16 protein-coding genes and 1 pseudogene are annotated in these 16,964 nt (G+C 49.2%); 13 read left to right on the forward strand and 4 right to left on the reverse strand.

Annotation, left to right across the window (positions count from 1 at the left end):
- The first annotated feature begins 9 nt into the window (after window positions 1-9).
- The 8 genes and pseudogenes from cpaB (at window position 10) to IPK30_11135 (ending at window position 8,725) form a co-directional block, all read left to right on the forward strand.
- Window positions 10-1,986, forward strand: a complete 1,977-nt coding sequence (gene cpaB, locus IPK30_11100) for a Flp pilus assembly protein CpaB (protein ID MBK8103785.1) — start codon at window positions 10-12, stop codon at window positions 1,984-1,986.
- Between the two features lie 28 nt (window positions 1,987-2,014).
- Window positions 2,015-3,352, forward strand: coding sequence for a pilus assembly protein N-terminal domain-containing protein (locus tag IPK30_11105; GenBank protein ID MBK8103786.1), 1,338 nt, complete (start codon window positions 2,015-2,017; stop codon window positions 3,350-3,352).
- 26 nt (window positions 3,353-3,378) lie between these two features.
- A pseudogene (gene tadA / locus IPK30_11110) lies at window positions 3,379-5,043 on the forward strand (Flp pilus assembly complex ATPase component TadA).
- 10 nt (window positions 5,044-5,053) lie between these two features.
- Window positions 5,054-5,914 carry a type II secretion system F family protein gene (locus IPK30_11115; GenBank protein ID MBK8103787.1) on the forward strand — a complete coding sequence of 287 codons (861 nt, stop codon included), beginning with the start codon at window positions 5,054-5,056 and terminating at the stop codon, window positions 5,912-5,914.
- A 55-nt stretch (window positions 5,915-5,969) separates the two neighbouring features.
- Complete coding sequence (locus IPK30_11120) at window positions 5,970-6,863, forward strand: type II secretion system F family protein (GenBank protein MBK8103788.1); 894 nt, start codon at window positions 5,970-5,972, stop codon at window positions 6,861-6,863.
- Complete coding sequence (locus IPK30_11125; GenBank protein ID MBK8103789.1) at window positions 6,863-7,087, forward strand: DUF192 domain-containing protein; 225 nt, start codon at window positions 6,863-6,865, stop codon at window positions 7,085-7,087. Before IPK30_11120 ends, IPK30_11125 begins: the two co-directional genes overlap by 1 nt.
- 136 nt (window positions 7,088-7,223) lie before the next feature.
- The gene (locus IPK30_11130) at window positions 7,224-7,940 is read left to right on the forward strand and encodes a tetratricopeptide repeat protein (GenBank protein ID MBK8103790.1); all 717 of its coding nucleotides are present in this window, start codon (window positions 7,224-7,226) and stop codon (window positions 7,938-7,940) included.
- 2 nt (window positions 7,941-7,942) lie between these two features.
- Window positions 7,943-8,725: a pilus assembly protein gene (locus IPK30_11135; protein MBK8103791.1), complete on the forward strand. Its 783-nt coding sequence runs from the start codon at window positions 7,943-7,945 to the stop codon at window positions 8,723-8,725.
- Here IPK30_11135 and IPK30_11140 read toward each other — a convergent pair.
- The gene (locus IPK30_11140; GenBank protein MBK8103792.1) at window positions 8,710-9,564 is read right to left on the reverse strand and encodes a glutamate racemase; all 855 of its coding nucleotides are present in this window, start codon (window positions 9,562-9,564) and stop codon (window positions 8,710-8,712) included. The two genes, IPK30_11135 and IPK30_11140, sit on opposite strands and share 16 nt — an antisense overlap.
- 105 nt (window positions 9,565-9,669) lie before the next feature.
- Here IPK30_11140 and bcp point away from each other — a divergent pair, with 105 nt between their 5' ends.
- From bcp to IPK30_11155, 3 genes are read left to right on the forward strand one after another with little or no spacing between them, the layout of a single operon-like run.
- Window positions 9,670-10,149, forward strand: coding sequence for a thioredoxin-dependent thiol peroxidase (bcp, locus tag IPK30_11145; protein MBK8103793.1), 480 nt, complete (start codon window positions 9,670-9,672; stop codon window positions 10,147-10,149).
- A 30-nt stretch (window positions 10,150-10,179) separates the two neighbouring features.
- The gene (gene yajC / locus IPK30_11150) at window positions 10,180-10,521 is read left to right on the forward strand and encodes a preprotein translocase subunit YajC (GenBank protein MBK8103794.1); all 342 of its coding nucleotides are present in this window, start codon (window positions 10,180-10,182) and stop codon (window positions 10,519-10,521) included.
- Between the two features lie 19 nt (window positions 10,522-10,540).
- Complete coding sequence (locus tag IPK30_11155; protein ID MBK8103795.1) at window positions 10,541-11,479, forward strand: phytanoyl-CoA dioxygenase family protein; 939 nt, start codon at window positions 10,541-10,543, stop codon at window positions 11,477-11,479.
- 48 nt (window positions 11,480-11,527) lie between these two features.
- Here the strand turns inward: IPK30_11155 and IPK30_11160 are convergent, their stop codons facing one another.
- The 3 genes from IPK30_11160 to IPK30_11170 are packed head-to-tail and all read right to left on the reverse strand — an operon-like array spanning window position 11,528 to window position 14,297.
- The gene (locus IPK30_11160; protein ID MBK8103796.1) at window positions 11,528-12,964 is read right to left on the reverse strand and encodes an AMP-binding protein; all 1,437 of its coding nucleotides are present in this window, start codon (window positions 12,962-12,964) and stop codon (window positions 11,528-11,530) included.
- 22 nt (window positions 12,965-12,986) lie between these two features.
- Window positions 12,987-13,160 carry a hypothetical protein gene (locus tag IPK30_11165; protein MBK8103797.1) on the reverse strand — a complete coding sequence of 58 codons (174 nt, stop codon included), beginning with the start codon at window positions 13,158-13,160 and terminating at the stop codon, window positions 12,987-12,989.
- 48 nt (window positions 13,161-13,208) lie between these two features.
- Window positions 13,209-14,297 (reverse strand): 3-deoxy-7-phosphoheptulonate synthase, encoded by a 1,089-nt coding sequence (locus tag IPK30_11170; GenBank protein MBK8103798.1) that lies wholly within the window; start codon window positions 14,295-14,297, stop codon window positions 13,209-13,211.
- A gap of 288 nt (window positions 14,298-14,585) precedes the next feature.
- Here IPK30_11170 and IPK30_11175 point away from each other — a divergent pair, with 288 nt between their 5' ends.
- Both IPK30_11175 and IPK30_11180 read left to right on the forward strand, forming a co-directional pair.
- A complete protein-coding gene (locus IPK30_11175) occupies window positions 14,586-15,923 on the forward strand; it encodes a DUF1329 domain-containing protein (GenBank protein ID MBK8103799.1) in 1,338 nt (445 codons plus the stop codon).
- A gap of 74 nt (window positions 15,924-15,997) precedes the next feature.
- A complete protein-coding gene (locus IPK30_11180; GenBank protein ID MBK8103800.1) occupies window positions 15,998-16,957 on the forward strand; it encodes an NAD-dependent epimerase/dehydratase family protein in 960 nt (319 codons plus the stop codon).
- Window positions 16,958-16,964 lie beyond the last annotated feature (7 nt).

The raw sequence follows: 16,964 nt of genomic DNA on the forward strand, positions 1-16,964 counted from the left end.
AGGAATGGTATGTCATTGGTAGAAGGGTTTAAAAAACAGAGCACACTGTCGATGTTGATGGTGTCTGTCTTTCTCGGTTTGATTGCCGCAGGGCTTGCGGTGTTGTATCTCAAAAACAGGGAGGCGGCACTGGCAAAGCAATATCAAAAGGAGCCAGAGGCAGAAGTAACAATTATTGTGCCGGTACGCGATTTGCTGCCGGGGGAAATTGTTGCGCTGGATACTGTAGCGGCAAGAAAAATTCCTGAAAAATATACAGGCCCTGATGTGCTGACGGCACAAATGTATAAAAAAGTGGAAGGCCGTCGTTTGCAATACCCGGCTGCACGCGGCAAGCCTATTCCTTTATACGCTTTGTCTGGCATTAACACAGGCGATTTTTCTGATTCGATTGCTACTGGACGACGCGCTATCACCATCAAAGTGGATCGCATCAATTCCATGGATGGCATGCTGCGCCCTGGCAACCACATTGATATTTTGGTGGGCATGCCCGCCAACCAAGCGGGTGCAGAACCTACGCCGGGTTTGGAAAACGGTGGCGCAGAGGAAGTGGTATTTCCGGTGTTGGAGAATGTGGTTGTGATTGCTACCGGCAGTCAGGATGCAAAATCGATGCAGTCGCAGCGTGCTGGCACCGTGATGACAGATAAAGATTATTCTTCGGTCACGGTGGATTTATTTCCAGAACAAGTAGCGATGCTAAAAGTGGCAGAAGAAGCGGGGCGCATTATTGCCGCTTTGCGTAATCGCAATGATGGCAGCGCCAGCGGTTTTGATGCGGTGAGACCATCGCAATTAATGTCCTTGATGAGAAAAGCGCGCAATGCGGAATTGGCGCGCGCTTCAACGGAAGTGGTGCGTGATGCCAACGGCAATGTCATCGGCAAAGTGGTAGGCAACACCGTGTATGACGCGCAGGGCAATGTGATTGGCAAAGTCAACGAGAAAGGCCAAGTGGTCGATGCCAAAGGCAAAGTGCTCGGTGAAAAAGCGAAAGCACAGCTGGCCTTGGGCGCAGACGGCAGACCGGTTGGGCAAGTGGTTGGCGATAAAGTGTATGACGCCAACGGAAATCAAATTGGTCGCGTAGTCGATGGCAAAGTGGTGTCAAACGACGGCCGCATGTTGGGTCATGTCAGCGAGTCGGTGGCTGTGGATGCCAAGGGCAATGTGATCGGCAATGTCGTCAATGGCGTTGTGTACGATAAAAACGGCAATCCTGTCGGCAAAGTGAATGCAAAAGGTCAGGTTGTCGATGATAAAGGCAATGTGATCGGTGCGCCGGTTGGCAAAGTGGCTGTTGATGCCAAAGGTAAACCCATTGGCAAAGTGGTGGGTGACAAAGTGTATGACGCCAACGGCAAATTGGTGGCGCGCGTGGATGCCAACGGCAATGTCGTGGATTTAAACGGCAAAGTAGTTGGCAAAGTGTCTGACGGCGTGCAGCAATCGGCTGTGGCGATTGGCAAAGATGGAAAAACACTGGGACGCATTGTCGATGGCAAAGTCATTGATGCCATGGGCAATGTGGTCGGCACCGTCAATGCAGATGGCTCGGTGACGGATGTGAATGGCAATGTCATCGGCAAGGCGGTAAATGATGCCTTGGTGGATGCCAAAGGTAACGTGGTGGCCAATGAAGTGGTGGGCAGCGACGGAAAATCTATCGGCAAAGTAATCGGCGATAAGGTTTACGACGACAAAGGCAATGTGGTTGCCACTGTTGATGCTGACGGCGCAGTGAAGGCAATGGATGGTCGAGTGTTAGATGTTTCTGTGCGCGCAGGCACACCGGATTCTGCGCCGCTGACAACGGCAGATGGCAATGTGCCAGCCGTAGGTTCTGATACTGCTGATGGGTTTAGTGGGCGCAGCTACGAAAATATGAGTGGCGGCAATAAAGAAAACGGCGTGTTGAAACTGGATAAAACATCTATTTCATCAGCATCAACCGATGCGCAAGCATTGCCGCAAGGCAAGTGAGGCGGCAATGAGTCAGGGATCAATCAATATGAGCATTAACTGCACCATGAAAAAACAATTATCGCGCACGCAACAGTGGCTCAAATGCCTGAGTGTTTTGATGACATTTTTTGTTATGCACACACTGCACGCCACTGAAATTAAGCCGAAAGAAGTGCTGCTGTCTTTGTACAAAGGCGAAACTTATGTCATGAAAGTGGGTGACATAGAGCGCGTAGTTGTCGGCAGCGGTTCGGTGATTAGCACGCGTTTGTTAACCACGGGTGAGTTAGTGATTGTTGCGGATGAAGAATGCATGACCAATATTCATCTGTGGGGCAAAGCGGGCTGGCAGCACGACACCACGGTGTATGTGTTGCCGGGCAGCACCACGCGTGCGGTAGCTGAAATCAGCGCGCTGTTGCGCGATGTGGAAGGCATTACGGTGAAATCGGTTTCTGGCAGGCCTGTGATTGAAGGCGACATCTATGAGCGCGATAAAGTGCTGGTGGAGCGTGTGGTGGCGCTGTATCCCAGTGTGATTAATCTCACGCGCGTGTCGAATGCATTTTCAGAAAAAATGGTTTACATGAATGTGCAAATCACTGAGTTCAATACCAATGATTTGGAGCAACTGGGCATTAACTGGCAAACGGATATTGCAGGACCAACGGCTGCTTTTTACAAAGGTGTTAAAACCAATTCTGTTTATCGCCCCGCACCTGCAAAAGATTTTACGGGTGATTTAACTGCGCTGCCGTTTAAAAATGGCGATGGTCAGGCTTTCTTTGGTATTGCCACGGAAATTACTTCACGCATCAGCTACTTGGTGAGTACGGGGGATGCGTTTTTGTTGGCTTCACCGCGTTTGAGCGCGCGCAGCGGCGGGCAGGCAGAGTTTCTGGCGGGTGGTCAGGTGCCGGTGGTGACTAGCAATATCAACGGTTCATCGGTGGATTACAAGGATTTTGGTATTAAGTTGAGCGTTGCGCCGCAGGCCGATACGCGCGGCAATATCTCGGCAAAAATTTCTACCGAAGTCAGTGTGTTGGATCCTGCGAATGCCGTAGACGGAAACCCTGCCTTCAAAACGCGCGGCACTACCACCGATGTCAACATGAAAGACGGCGAAACCTTGGTTATTTCTGGGCTGACTAATTCAGAAATCAGCAGAAACTTGGATAAAGTGAAATGGTTGGGTGATCTGCCGATTTTAGGGAAATTGTTCCGCTCTAAGTTTTTCCAAACGAAAAAAACAGAACTGGTTATTTTTGTTACACCGACCATTATTGACGTGAACCATGACATCAACCGTGAAGAAGCAGCGCGCCGTGATGACATGATTAATCGCTTCAATAGCTCGTTTGAAAAAGGCTTGTTTGAATAATCGCGTTCATTTGTAGAGATTCATCAATGTTTGAGATAACAGTTAGCACCAAAGGTGAAAGCGATAATCTTGTGCGCTGCATGGGAAATCGCTGTGGCATAGGGAAATCCAGAGACAATCTGGTGCAGTTGCGCGGCTGGAAAGTGGCGGGCTTGCATGCGCAGATTGAAGAAAAAGGCGATGGCTTGCATATCAGCGATCAAGTGGATGCCGGTACTTTTGTGAATGGCAAACGCATTGATGCTTATGGTCCGTTGACCACAGCGGATGTCATCACCATTGGTGCGTACAACTTGCGCTGCAAGCAGTTGGATGTGGGCAACACCATGATGGCGGCCAATGAAGATGGCGCTGAAGAAAGTGCCGTGGTTGCTGAGGGCGGTGTTGCTGCTGCGCCAGCTATGGGTGCAGTGGGTGGCGCGCAGCAAGAGCAACTGATTTTGTGGCAAAGCCATGTGCACGAAGAATTGCTCAAGCGCATGGATTTGAAGCGCATTGATGTTGGCACGATGTCGGATGACGATTTGCGCAACAGAATCAAAGCGCTGATTGATGAAGTGTTGGATGGCTTGGAAGGTTCACTGCCTCCGTTTATTACGCGCGCGCGTTTAACAGAAGATGTGTTGAATGAAGCCGTTGGTTTGGGGCCTATGGAAGCGCTGTTGGCGGATGATTCCGTTACAGAAATCATGGTGAACAGCTTTAACGATATTTATGTGGAGCGCAGTGGGCGCTTGCAGAAATCGGACGTTAACTACAGCAGCCACAAAGCCGTACTTTCCACCATTGAGCGCATTGTCTCACCATTGGGAAGACGGATTGATGAAAGTTCACCGATGGTGGATGCGCGTTTGAAAGACGGCTCGCGTGTGAATGCGATTATCCCGCCGCTGGCACTGAAAGGTCCTTGCATTACTATCCGAAAGTTTTCCAAGAAAAAATTGCAGTCATCTGACTTGGTTGGCTTCAAAGCTGTCAGCGAAAACATGATGAAGTTTTTAAAAATTTGCGTGGAGTAAAAACGCAATATTGTTATTTCAGGTGGTACGGGTTCGGGTAAAACAACTTTGCTCAATGTGTTGTCTAACTTTATTCCGCACGGAGAGCGCGTTATTACCATTGAAGATGCGGCGGAGTTGCAGTTGGCGCAGCCGCATTTGGTGTCCTTAGAGGCGCGGCCGCCCAACATGGAAGGTCGCGGTGCGATTCCTATCCGCGATTTGGTGAAAAACTGTTTGCGTATGCGCCCAGACCGAATCGTTGTCGGTGAGTGTCGTGGCGGTGAGGCACTGGATATGTTGCAGGCGATGAATACCGGTCACGAAGGTTCACTGACCACAGGTCACGCCAACACACCACGCGACATGATTTCGCGTTTGGAAGTTATGGTAATGATGGCGGGCATAAAATTGCCGATACAGGCAATTCGTGAGCAGATTTCTTCAGCGATTAACTTGATTGTGCAACAGTCGCGTTTTTCAGACGGCAGCCGTCGCGTAACGGCTATCAACGAAATTACCGGCATGGAAACTGGCATCATCCAGATGCAGGAAATTTTTCGTTTTCAACAAGAAGGGTATGACGCAGAAGGGCGTGTGCGCGGTCATTTTGTAGCGACAGGTCGAGTGCCTGAGTTCTATGAAGAGATGCGTAAACGCGGGCTGGAAGTGGATATGAGCTTATTTGGTTGAGTAAAAGCGCATGATGTCTGGTACAGGTTTATTGCTCATTTTTGTGCTGCTGTTTATCAGCATATCCATCATTGTATTTTTAGTGCTGCAACTCAGTGCAAAAGTGCGCTCGCGTTTTGAGTCGCAACTGTCTGAAGAGGCCAGCATGAACTTGTCCGACATGTTCATGTTTATGGATCCCGATATGTTGGTGCGTTACTACACTACGGCTTTAGTGGTCGTGCCGCTGCTGGTGTTAATTATTCGGCGCGATTTCCTGAGCGTGCTGGTGGCGGTGGTGTTTATGGCGGTGGTGCCAAAAATTATGTATGGCAGTATCAAAAAGTCACGCATGAAAAAATTTGATGAACAATTGCCGGATGCGTTTATGTCATTGGCCAGCAGCTTAGGTGCGGGAACCAGTTTGATGGGCGCTATTGAAACCTTGGCAACCGAACAGCCGGCACCGTTGGCGCAAGAGTTTTCCTTGTTGGTGCGCAAAATCAAGTTGGGCGTGAATTTTGATCAAGCCATGGTCGATATGGAAAAACGCATACAGTCACAAGATTTTAGAGTGGCGTTGTCAGCTATACGTATTTCGCGCGAGGTGGGCGGTAACTTGGTCGAGGTGATGGAAAAGCTGGCAGATACCTTGCGGCAAAAAGCAGCCATGGAAGGGAAAATTGTCAGCTTGACCTCGCAAGGAAAAATGCAGGGTTATGTGATGACTGGCTTGCCTATTTTGTTGGCTTGCGCTTTGAATGTGATTGAGCCTGAAGCCATGAGTAAGTTGTACACCACAACAGTTGGATATGTGGTGTTGGGTGTTATCGTTGTTATGTTGGGGATTGGTTTTTCGATTATTCGGAAAATCACGACCATTGATGTGTGAGTGATACGCCATGTGGTCATCAATACAAAAAGAATTATCTGAGCTGTGGTTGCTGATCTTAAATCTCAGTGCGCCCGTGTTGATGTACGGTTCTGCGCTGGGAATTGGCATTTCAGTCACCTTGATTGTTTTGATTGTAAAAATTCTCGGCTCTCGCATTCCGCCGGAAAGTCGTGAATACAAAGACGAGTTGCCGCCTGCGCTCAAGTTGGTGTGGTCGCTGATCCGTATTATTGCCTATTACCTCTGTACCAATTTGCCCATTCAGTATTTGGATCGTTTGGAAAAACGCTTGCAGCAGACGGGTGTGGCGTACTACGTCAATGCCGAAGAATTTTTTGCAATTCGTATTTTTAGTGCGCTATTGTTTCCGGTGTTAGTGCTTTTGGCTGCGCTGATGCTTAAAAAACTGTCGTTTCTAGTATTTTTAGGTTCAATCTTGCTGGGTTTCTTCTTGCCAGTGATTTGGTTGAGCGAAACAAAAGCCAAGCGCGAAAAAGAGGTGATGCGCGCACTGCCGATGTATCTGGAGTTTATTTCCATGTGCGTCGAGGCGGGTTTAAATTTGACGGGCGCGATGAATCAGGCGGTTGAAAAGGGTCCTAGTGGTGCATTGAAACATGAATTTTTAACGGTGATGCGTGATATTCGAGCAGGCGCAAGCAGAGCGGATGCGTTGACGCGCATGGCAGAGCGACTGGATATAAAGGCGGTTAGCGCCTTTGTGCGTGCGGTGATTCAGGCGGAGAAATTGGGCTCCAGCATGAGTAAAGTATTGAAAGTGCAATCAGATCAGCGCCGCAATGAGCGCTTCCAGCGCGCAGAAAAACTGGCGATGGAAGCGCCGGTCAAACTGATTTTTCCGCTGATGGCATTTATTTTCCCCGTCACTTTTATGATTCTCGCTTTTCCTATAGTCATGAAGTTTATGCATCAAGGGTTTATGTAATGCTATTGGGGAAACTGCGCCTCAATGGTGAGCGTGAAATTTCCGCTCTTGCTAGGCAAACCACCCATGTGTTTGAGCGAATGCGTGGCTTGTTAGGGCGTTCGACGATGGGTGATTGTGAGTGTTTGTGGATTACGCGCTGCAACTCCATACACACCTGTTTTATGCGTTTTGCGCTAGATGTGGGATTTGTCGATAAGCAGGGTGTGGTGCTGAAAGTTTGAGCGAATGTTGTGCCGTGGCGGTTGTGTTTTTGTTGGTCTGCGGCAGCGGTGCTGGAGTTTTGTGCAGGCGCAGCCGGTCAGCTTGGTGTTTCGGTAGGCTCTCATGTGGAATTTTTACCCAATAGGTAAACACAATATGATGCAACGTGTATTGGTGGCGCTTGCTGTGCTTGTTTTATCGGCCTGTGCGTCAATGACAGATTTATCCACCTTGGCAGAATGGCGCGCTAAAGCGGATAAAGCCTACCAAGAAGGCCAGTATCCTACGGCTTTGCGCTATTACCAGAAGCTATCAAAAGCTGCATCGTCGGAAGCGGAAATTTGGTTTCGCTTAGGAAATACGCATGCGCGTATGGATCAAACAGATGAAGCGGTAAAGGCCTACCGCGAAGCAGTGTTGCGCGACAACCGTTTTTCTAAGGCGTGGTACAACGCAGGTTTTAACCAGTTGCGCGCTTCTGCGCAAACATTTTCAGAAGCTACGCGCTATCTGTCTCCAGATGATCCAATTTATAAGGTTGCCAAATCTTATAACGAACAGTTGCTACAGTTGATGGAGCAGCAGAACACGGCGTTGGCAAAAGCCTCAGAAAAAGAGCAAAACAAAAAGCCGGTAGATGTTAGCAAAGTTGAAATGATTGTGTTGGATGGCAAGCCGCAAAAAATTTCTGATTTGCCGCCTGCATTACTGCCAGATCAAACAGCGCCAGAAAGCTTAGAAGAAGCTAGGTTGCGTGAAGAGATGCAGCATAAAGAGGATTTTGTGCAGCCAGTGGAAGAAACAGAAGGTAAGGATAAAAAGGATTTGTGGCATCCGCCGCTACTAAAAATGTCAGACGGGCAGGCTGAGTAACCATGAAAGCAAGACTGTCGTTACTGTGCTATCAGCGAGGCCAGAGCGCGACAGAGTTCATTATTATCGCGCCAGTAATTTTCATGCTGGTGTTTGGCTGCCTCCAGTTTGCCTTAATTTATCAGGCGAAAACTACGCTCAATTATGCTGCGTTTAATGCGGCGCGTATTGCATCGGTGAATGGTGCAACACTGACATCAGTGCGGCGCGGTTTTGTGATTGGCATGGCGCCATTTTTCACGACTGACAATAATTCTTTTAATGTAACGGATGCAGTTGGTGTTGTTGATAGTTTAGTGGGTACGGGTTATGTAAAGTTTGACCGCATCAATCCGACGCGCTTGGCTTTTCTGGAGTTTGGTGAAGATGACCCAGTAACGGGTTGGAAAAAAATTCCTAATGACAATTTGATGTACCGCGATGCCAAGCCAGGTGCGTCGCGCGTTAATATTCAAGATGCTAATTTGTTAAAACTGCAAATTACCTTTTGTTATCACATGAGCTTTCCTGTGATTCGAGTGGCTGTTAGAGAAGCGATCAGAACTTATAACATTGGGCATAATTTGTTGGATTGTGAGGCGAGTACGAATGACCCATACACAATTCCGATTACTGCGTCTGCGGTGGTGCGCATGCAGTCAGATATTCTCGATGACCCTGCGTGGAATGCGTGGCCTTACGGTGAAAGTTCAGGCAGCTTGCTAAATTTGGGTGCCTTTGGTGATAACGGCTTGGGGCTTTCTCGCAAGCCGGATGCAGAGGAGGGAGATCAAGCGTCGCCCTGAGTTTTTATATTAAGGCAGACAATACTTTCAAAGCCAAAATAGCGCAACGCTTGCTCAAGGCTAGTCACAGATTCATCCACACGCGTGAACAGAGCGATGTGATTTTCTTTAAGCGATGAGCTATCAACTTCAGGGGCTTGAGAGAAATTCGATGCGGGCTGCCCCAATAACCACGCCACGCGCCGCGCTACTGCATCACTAGAATCCACCCAGTGTTTTATTTCCGGCAACTGTTCGCGCAAGCTGTCAGATAACAGTGGAAAGTGCGTGCAGGCCAGCACAATAGTATCGAGTTGTTTTTGCGCAATCGCCGCGCGCAACGGCGTTAACACACGGTGCAATTCCATTTGATCCACCATGCCAGTGCGCAGTTGTTGTTCGGCCATCCACACCAATTCGTTGCTGCCCACGCGAACGACATGGCAATGATTGGCAAAATCATCAATCAGTTGTTGGGTGTAAGCGCGTGAAATCGTGCCGGGGGTGGCGAGTAATCCAATACAGCCCGACTGTGTCAGTTGCGCGGCAGGTTTGATGGCTGGCACCACGCCGACAATAGGAACAGGCAGCTGTTTTCTCGCAGCGTCTAGTGCGACGGTGCTGGCTGTGTTGCAGGCGAGCACAATAATGTCTGGCTGATATTGCGCGTGTAGCGAACACAAAACTGCTGTCACGCGCTCAATCAATTCATCTTCTTTTTTAAGGCCATAAGGAAAAAAAGCATTGTCCGAGCAGAACAGCCATTGATGTGTGTTTTGAGCAATATCGGAATTTTTTTTGAGCGCGCTCAGAATGGAGAGCCCACCGACACCGGAATCAAAGACAAGAATGCGTGCCATAGTGTTGAACGCGAGAGAAAGCGAGGGCGGCTATGTTATCAGAACGGCATTTGAGGGCAGTAGAGCTGTCATAATGCTGAGACGATAGTTATTGAGAGGTTTGCGATGGCTTTTCCTAAAGTGGGCAATTTGGCGCCGGCATTCAGTTTGGTTAATCAAGAGGGAGAGAGCGTATCTCTGAAAGATTACCGAGGGCAGCGCGTGGTGCTGTATTTCTACCCGCGTGCGATGACACCAGGCTGCACCGTGCAAGCCTGTGGCCTGCGCGACAGTGCCAAGCTGTTGGCCAAGGTGAATGCTGTGGCACTGGGAGTGAGTCCCGATCAACCGAAATCACTGTTGAAATTTCGTGAGCGCGACAACCTGAACTTTGATTTGTTGTCCGACCCCGATCATGCCGTGGCGGAAAAATACGGCGTGTGGGGGCTAAAAAAATTCATGGGGCGGGAGTCCATGGGTATACTGCGCACCACTTTTATCATCGGTTGCGACGGCAAGTTGCGCCATGTGATGAGCAAAGTTACCACCAAAACACATCACGAGGATGTGTTGGCACTGCTGCAAGGCGAACTGAAGGATATTTAATTTTTTACTGATTTTGATATTGAGGTTGATATGAGTTTTTTTATTTCTGAAGCCATGGCGCAAACAGCTGCTGCGACACCAGCCGCAAGCCCTCAGAGCCCGTACAGCATGCTCTTGATTATGGGCGGCATGTTTATTTTTATGTACTTTGTGGTGATTCGCCCACAGCGCAAACGCCAAAAAGAGCAAGAAGCCTTGATGGGCAGCCTCAACAAAGGTGACGAAGTGGTTTTGACTTCTGGTTTGCTGGGTAAGATCGTTCGCATTGAAGGTGATTATTTGGTGTTGAACACTGGCGACAATATTGAGCTGAAATTTCAGCGCCAAGCCGTGCATGCGGTGTTGCCGAAGGGAACCATTAAGGCGATTTGATTTTTAGCGGGGGAGTGCAATGAAGCCGACGCAGACTTGTGCTCCGCCGCAACAGCTTTGGATAGATCGCGAGGATGCGCTATCCACTATAGAAAAACTTGAGTCAACGCAAAATTGCACAGCAGAAGAAGCGAGTTGGCTGCGCGATTTTTATCGTGACGGCTATATCGTTTGGCGCAAAGTCATTTCAGAAGAAGCGGTTGCTGCACTGCGGGATGAGCTACAGCAGCTTTATCAGCAGCCTGATCGCTACATCATGCGTTTGCAAAAACAAATATTGGCGTTCCCCACAGAATCTATTTTGCCTTGGCGCAGCCGCTTGTTGGATTTTTATGTACCCAGCTTGCTGGCTCGACAAATGGTATTGGTGCCACAGATCACGCGTTTTTTGCAGTTGATTTATCAAGAGCCTGCGATGGTATTTCAGTCCCTGCTATTTACTTGGGGCTCGGAACAATCCATGCACAAGGATACGGCTTTTGTTGTGATTGATCCGCCGTGCACGCTGACGGCGAGTTGGATCGCGCTGGAAAAAATTGAAAAGGGACAGGGAGAATTGATGTACTTTCCTGGCAGCCATCGCGACCCTATGTTTCTTTTCGGTGAAGAGCGTTTGTTTTGGCAGGCAGCAAAAGATGGCAAGGGCATGCATCAACGGTATACGGAATTTTTAGGCCAGCAAGCCAAAGCGAAAGGTGTGGCTATTCAGCGCTTCGCGGCAGAGCCTGGCGATATTTTGCTATGGCACCCCAATTTAACGCACGGTGGATGTCGCGTGACAGAGCCAGAAAAAACGCGCTTGAGCTTGGTGAGCCACTATTGTCCCGCTAGCGCCAAGCCGCGTTATTTTTCTGCGTTTGGTCGAGATACTCGCCAAGCATTTGATGATGGATATTTTAGTAGTCGTTATTACGATTTGGCGGAAGAAGGTTTTCCTCTCGCGGTTAAGCCGCAATAAAAAAGCCCGCATTTTGCGGGCTTTTTGTGTTACGCAGCGCAAGAAAAGTTATTTTTTCTCTTGGTCGGCGAGTTCATCTGCCATTTCGCGCAGTTTGTTTTTGGCGACTTTCTCCAGCGTAGCGCGCGGCATTTCTTGTAAGAAATACACAGCTCGCGGGCGTTTGAAATCGGCCAAGCCTGTTGCGCAACCATCCATAATTTTCTGGCGAATTTCATCTTCGCTCAGTTGTGTCCAAGGGCTTTTGATGGCAAAGACGACAGGCACTTCGTCGAGCATGTCGTGCTTTTGCGCAACAACGGCGTGTTCGTCCAATACGCCCATGCCGAGTAAGTTGCCGATGAATTCTTCCACTTGGCGAGCGGACACATTTTCTGCGCCCACTTTCAACACATCTTTGTCGCGATCGGCAAAATACATATAGCCATCGGCTTCTACGCGCGCCATATCGCCAGTTTGAAACCAGCCATCGTCAGTGAAAGATTTTTTCATTGCTTCGGGGTTTTTGTAGTACTCCAGAAACAATTGCACACCGCGCGCGCCGCGCACCCACAAATCGCCGTTCTCACCCACGGCGCAGTATTTGCCCGTTTCAGGATTGATGATGGCGTACTCGTAGCCAGGGGTTGGCACGCCGATATTCATTTCCGGTGAATCTTGCAGAATGTCAGAGCGTGTGGCGTGCGTGACGGTTTCTGTCATTCCCCAAGTGGCAAAGGTGGTGACTTTGAAATGCTGCTCAATGATGTGCAGCTTCACACCGGTGGACCAAGTTTTGTAGAAATGCTCAGGCACAGCTTGTGCAAACATGGCTTTGATGGTGAACGGAATCATCGACGCGCGCGTCACTTTGTATTTCAGCGACAACTCCCAAAATTTGCTGGAAGAAAATTTGGGCTGCAATACCACGGTGCCGCCACACCAGAGCATGCTCCAGAAGCTCCAGCTCTGTGCATTGACATGGAAGCAGGGCAGGAAGCAGAGGTAGACATCATCGGATGTCATCAGCAAGTTTTGCGAGCCGGTGCGGCCACCCCACAGCGCATTGGCATGGGTATGCACCACGGCTTTGGGACGCGAAGTGGTGCCGGAGGTGTACTGGATGCCTACGGGCAGCATCGGTTCTGCGGCGCGAGCTGGCGCCTCTTTGCCCTTGCCGTACAGCGCGTTCCAGCACTCGTATTTGGCGGCATAGGCAGCTTCTTCAGCAGTGGCTTCTTCGCCGGAGTTGTCGTCCAGCACGATAAACCAAGGCAGGCTTTTCGCGTTTTCAGCCAGTGCTTGAATGAATTTGGGTTGGGTAATGCAGCCCACAGCTTCGGAGTGTTCGGCGAAGTAGGTGAGCTCGTCGCCGATGCAGCGAGTATTGGTGGTTACACCCACCGAACCGACGATGGCGGAGGCGTACCATGCAATCATCATTTCTGGGCTGTTTTCGGCGTGGATCAGCAGTTTGTCGCCTTTCTTCACGCCTTTGGCGATCAAGCCGCAGGCGACTTCATTGATCTCATCCCAAAACTGCTTGTAAGTCCATGCGCGCTTCGCCTTCTTTGGGCTCCCAAGCGAGGAACAGCTTGTCCGGGGTTTGGTTCGCCCAGAGCTTTACCAGCCAAGGAACATCTTGACCGGCAAAGGTGTACTGCTCAGCAGAATGCTGAGTATTGAACTGTGGTGTAGCCATGATTTCTCCATTTATCAGCAAGTTAAAGAAACTTTTTAAAGTGAAATCTTATTTTGGCTGGCGGCGACCGGCGAGCACCTGTTGCAGCTTTTCATGGGCAGACAGCAGGCATTTTTCTGTGGTTGGCCAGTCGATGCAGGCGTCGGTGATGGAGACGCCGTAGGTGAGTTTGCTCAAATCGTCGGGGATTTTTTGGTTGCCCGCACCGATATGGCTTTCAATCATCACGCCGATAATGGATTGATTGCCTTCCAAAATTTGGTTGATCACATTGTCCATGACCAGCACTTGCAGGTCGTGGTTCTTGTTGGAGTTGGCGTGGCTGCAGTCGACCATGATATTGGGTTTGATACCCGCTTTTTGCAGATCTTGTTCGCACAGCGCGACGCTGACGGAATCGTAGTTGGGTTTGCCATCGCCGCCGCGCAACACCACATGCGTATAGCGGTTGCCGGTGGTAGTGATGATCGCCACTTGGCCTTCATTGTTAATGCCGAGAAAGCGGTGCGGAGATACAGCTGATTTAATGGCATTGATTGCCACTGACATGCCGCCGTCTGTGCCGTTTTTGAAGCCCACTGCGCAAGACAGCCCAGAGGCTAGCTCGCGGTGTGTTTGCGATTCAGTGGTACGCGCGCCAATCGCAGACCACGAGATCAGGTCTTGCAAATACTGTGGCGAAATCGGGTCAAGCGCTTCGGTGGCTGTGGGCAAGCCCAATTCCGCAATATCCAGCAGCAACTTTCTGCCGATGTGCAGGCCTTCTTCGATTTTGAAGGAGTCGTTGATGTGCGGATCGTTAATCAAGCCTTTCCAGCCAGTGGTGGTGCGGGGTTTTTCAAAGTAGACGCGCATCACAATCAGCAAGCTGTCTTTCACTTTTTCATTCAAGGCTTTCAGGCGATGGGCGTAATCCATTGCAGCCTTGGTGTCGTGAATGGAGCAGGGGCCGATGACAACCAGTAGGCGCGGGTCAGTGCCGTCCAAAATGTTACGCACTGCATCACGCCCAGCCTTGACGGTGGCAGTAGCGGCAGGTGTTAGCGGCAGCTGTGCCTTGAGCTCTGCGGGTGTGATGAGGATGTTCTGCGATTCAACATTGATGTTTTCAACGCCATTATTTGAGACCAGTGACATTAGCTTTCCAGAGTTATCAACTACAGTAGGACTCACCATTCTACTGTAGTCACGGAACCTGTTCACAGCCATAAAGTGCAGCTCTATTTCGACCTGCATGCCTACAACATTTGTCTCAGCGTACGCAGGCAATAAAAACACTCGAAGTGCCTTTTACACTTACAGCCTTTGCGGTAACCTACGGCATCCTCAATTTTTGAGGTGGACCGTAAACCGTCAACTTTCTGGAGTACACGGAAGCATATGAATACAAAAATAACGGTAGCAGTATCCACAGGAATTTTACTGATGGCTTCTGCAGTACAGGTAAACGCGAAGGTTTCGCAAGCTGAGGCAAACAGACTCGGCACGGAACTGACGCCTATGGGGGCTAATCCAAAGGGTAATGCTGCGGGAACGATTCCAGCTTACACAGGTACTGTGTTGGGTGCGCCAAAAAATGTTGATTACAAAGGAACCGGCACTTATTACCCGAACCCTTATCCAGATGAAAAGCCTCTTTTTGTAATTGATGCTAGTAACTACGAAAAATACAAAAGCAACTTGTCTGATGGACAAGTCGCTTTGTTCAAAAAATACCCTAGCACTTTCAAAATGAAGGTCTATCCTTCTAAGCGTGATGTTCGTTATAACGATTTCATTTTCAAAAATGTTAAACAGAATGCTGTAGAAGCTGAGATCGTGCCAAGCGGTAACGGTGTACGCGGTGGTGTTGGCGGCCCTCCATTCCCCATTCCACAAAATGGCGTGGAAGTGGTGTGGAACCATGAGTACTCACCTAACATCTATTTGACAGAAGGTCAGGTAGCTAGTGGTGCGGTATTTAGTAACGGCAGCATTTCCATGCGTAAACAGTTTGAAAGCCGTTACTTCCAATTGTTCGATCCTAGCTTGACGCGTCAACAGGTAATCGATGCTAACTTTAACGCCAAAGTATTGGTTGAAGTGACCGATCCGCCGCGTGAAAAAGGCAAAGTAACGCTGGTTCACGAGTTTCAGGATCTGACTGAGTTGCCGCGTAACGCTTGGCAATATCTGCCTGGTACGCGCCGTGTGCGCCGTGCGCCAACTATCGCTTATGACTTCCCAGACGGTCCTGGCGGTTTGAGAACAGTAGATGATGCTTTGGCATTTATCGGCGCAACCGATCGTTACGATTGGAAACTGGAACCGCAGCGTGAAGTGTTTATTCCGTACAACAACACTGAAGCGGATTCGCCAGAGCACAAGTATGCAGACATTCTGAAAGTGGGTCACCCCAACCCAGAATTCATGCGTTACGAGCTGCACCGTGTATGGGTAGTGGTTGCGACTTTGAAAGAAGGCAAGCGTCATATCTACGCTAAGCGCCGTTTGTACATGGATGAAGATTCATGGGGTGCATTGTTGGCAGATAACTATGACAGCCAAGGCAGCTTGTGGCGTACTACTATGCGTACTTTCGTAAATGCCTACGACATGCCTGGCATGTCTCCGCGTCAGGAGATCTATCATGACCTTCAGAAAGGCGCTTACCTGTTGAACAACTTGGTCAACGAAGAAGGTGGTATTCAGAAAATACCTGCTAAAAAACGCCCTGATGATTACTACACACCTGCTAACTTGCGTGTGATCGGTAAGGGCTAAAATTAGCTAGCAACTGTAATAGCAAAAGACCAGGGCTTGCCCTGGTTTTTTGTTTCAGGATATCGGCAAATTACATGAGTGAATTGAACGCCATACAGCGTTGTTTAGTGACAGGTGCCAGTGGTTTTTTAGGCGGCTACTTACTGACGCGTTTACGTCAAGAAAAAATATTTACGCGTGTTTTGCTACGCAGTGAGTCAAGCAATGCGTTGCCGTGCGATGAAACCGTAATCGGTGAGTTGTTGCCAACAGCCTGCTGTAAAACTTGGCTGGATACCGTCGATACCGTTTTTTATTTGGTGGGCACGGCACATCTTTCTGCTGCGCCAGAGCAATATCAAACAGATCACCTTGCGGTTATCAATATGGCTCGCCAGGCCGCTGCGCTGGGTGTTAAACGCTTTGTATTTGTTAGCACCACGAAAGCGGCAGCGGATCCGGCAGAAAAAATAGCAGATGAAAACTGGGATGCGTGGCCTATTGAGCCTTACGGTTATTGGAAACGAAAAACAGAAATTGCATTAGGTGAGTTGGGTATTTCACAACTTGCTATTGTGCGCCCCTGTTTGATGTACGGTGCAGGTGTAAAAGGCAATCTGCAAAAAATGATTCAGGCTGTGGAAAGGGGATTTTTTCCGCCATTGGCTGATATCAAAGCGCAACGATCTATGGTGTTTGCTGGCGATGTGGTGGAAGCCTTGTTGTTGGCAGCTACTCAGGAGGCTGCCAATCACCAGCCGCTAATTGTTGCCGATGGGGAGTCTTATGTCGTGAGTGATTTGTATGCGGCTATTCGTGCGGCACACGATAAAAAACCAGCAACATGGCACATTCCTTTGCCATTGTTAAAAGCGGCTGGTGTTGTGGGAGATGCAGTAGAAAAGTTGGGTATTCACTTGCCAGTTAATAGTGGGGCAGTAAAGCGATTAACAGAAAACGCCATGTATTCTTCAGCAAAGTTGCGGCAATTGGGGTGGGTACCTAGCACCACTTTTTATCGCGAACTGCCGAATATGATTTTGGCGCAGCGTTAATGTGTTT

Source organism: Cellvibrionales bacterium (genome assembly GCA_016713115.1).
GTDB lineage: Bacteria > Pseudomonadota > Gammaproteobacteria > Pseudomonadales > UBA7239 > UBA7239.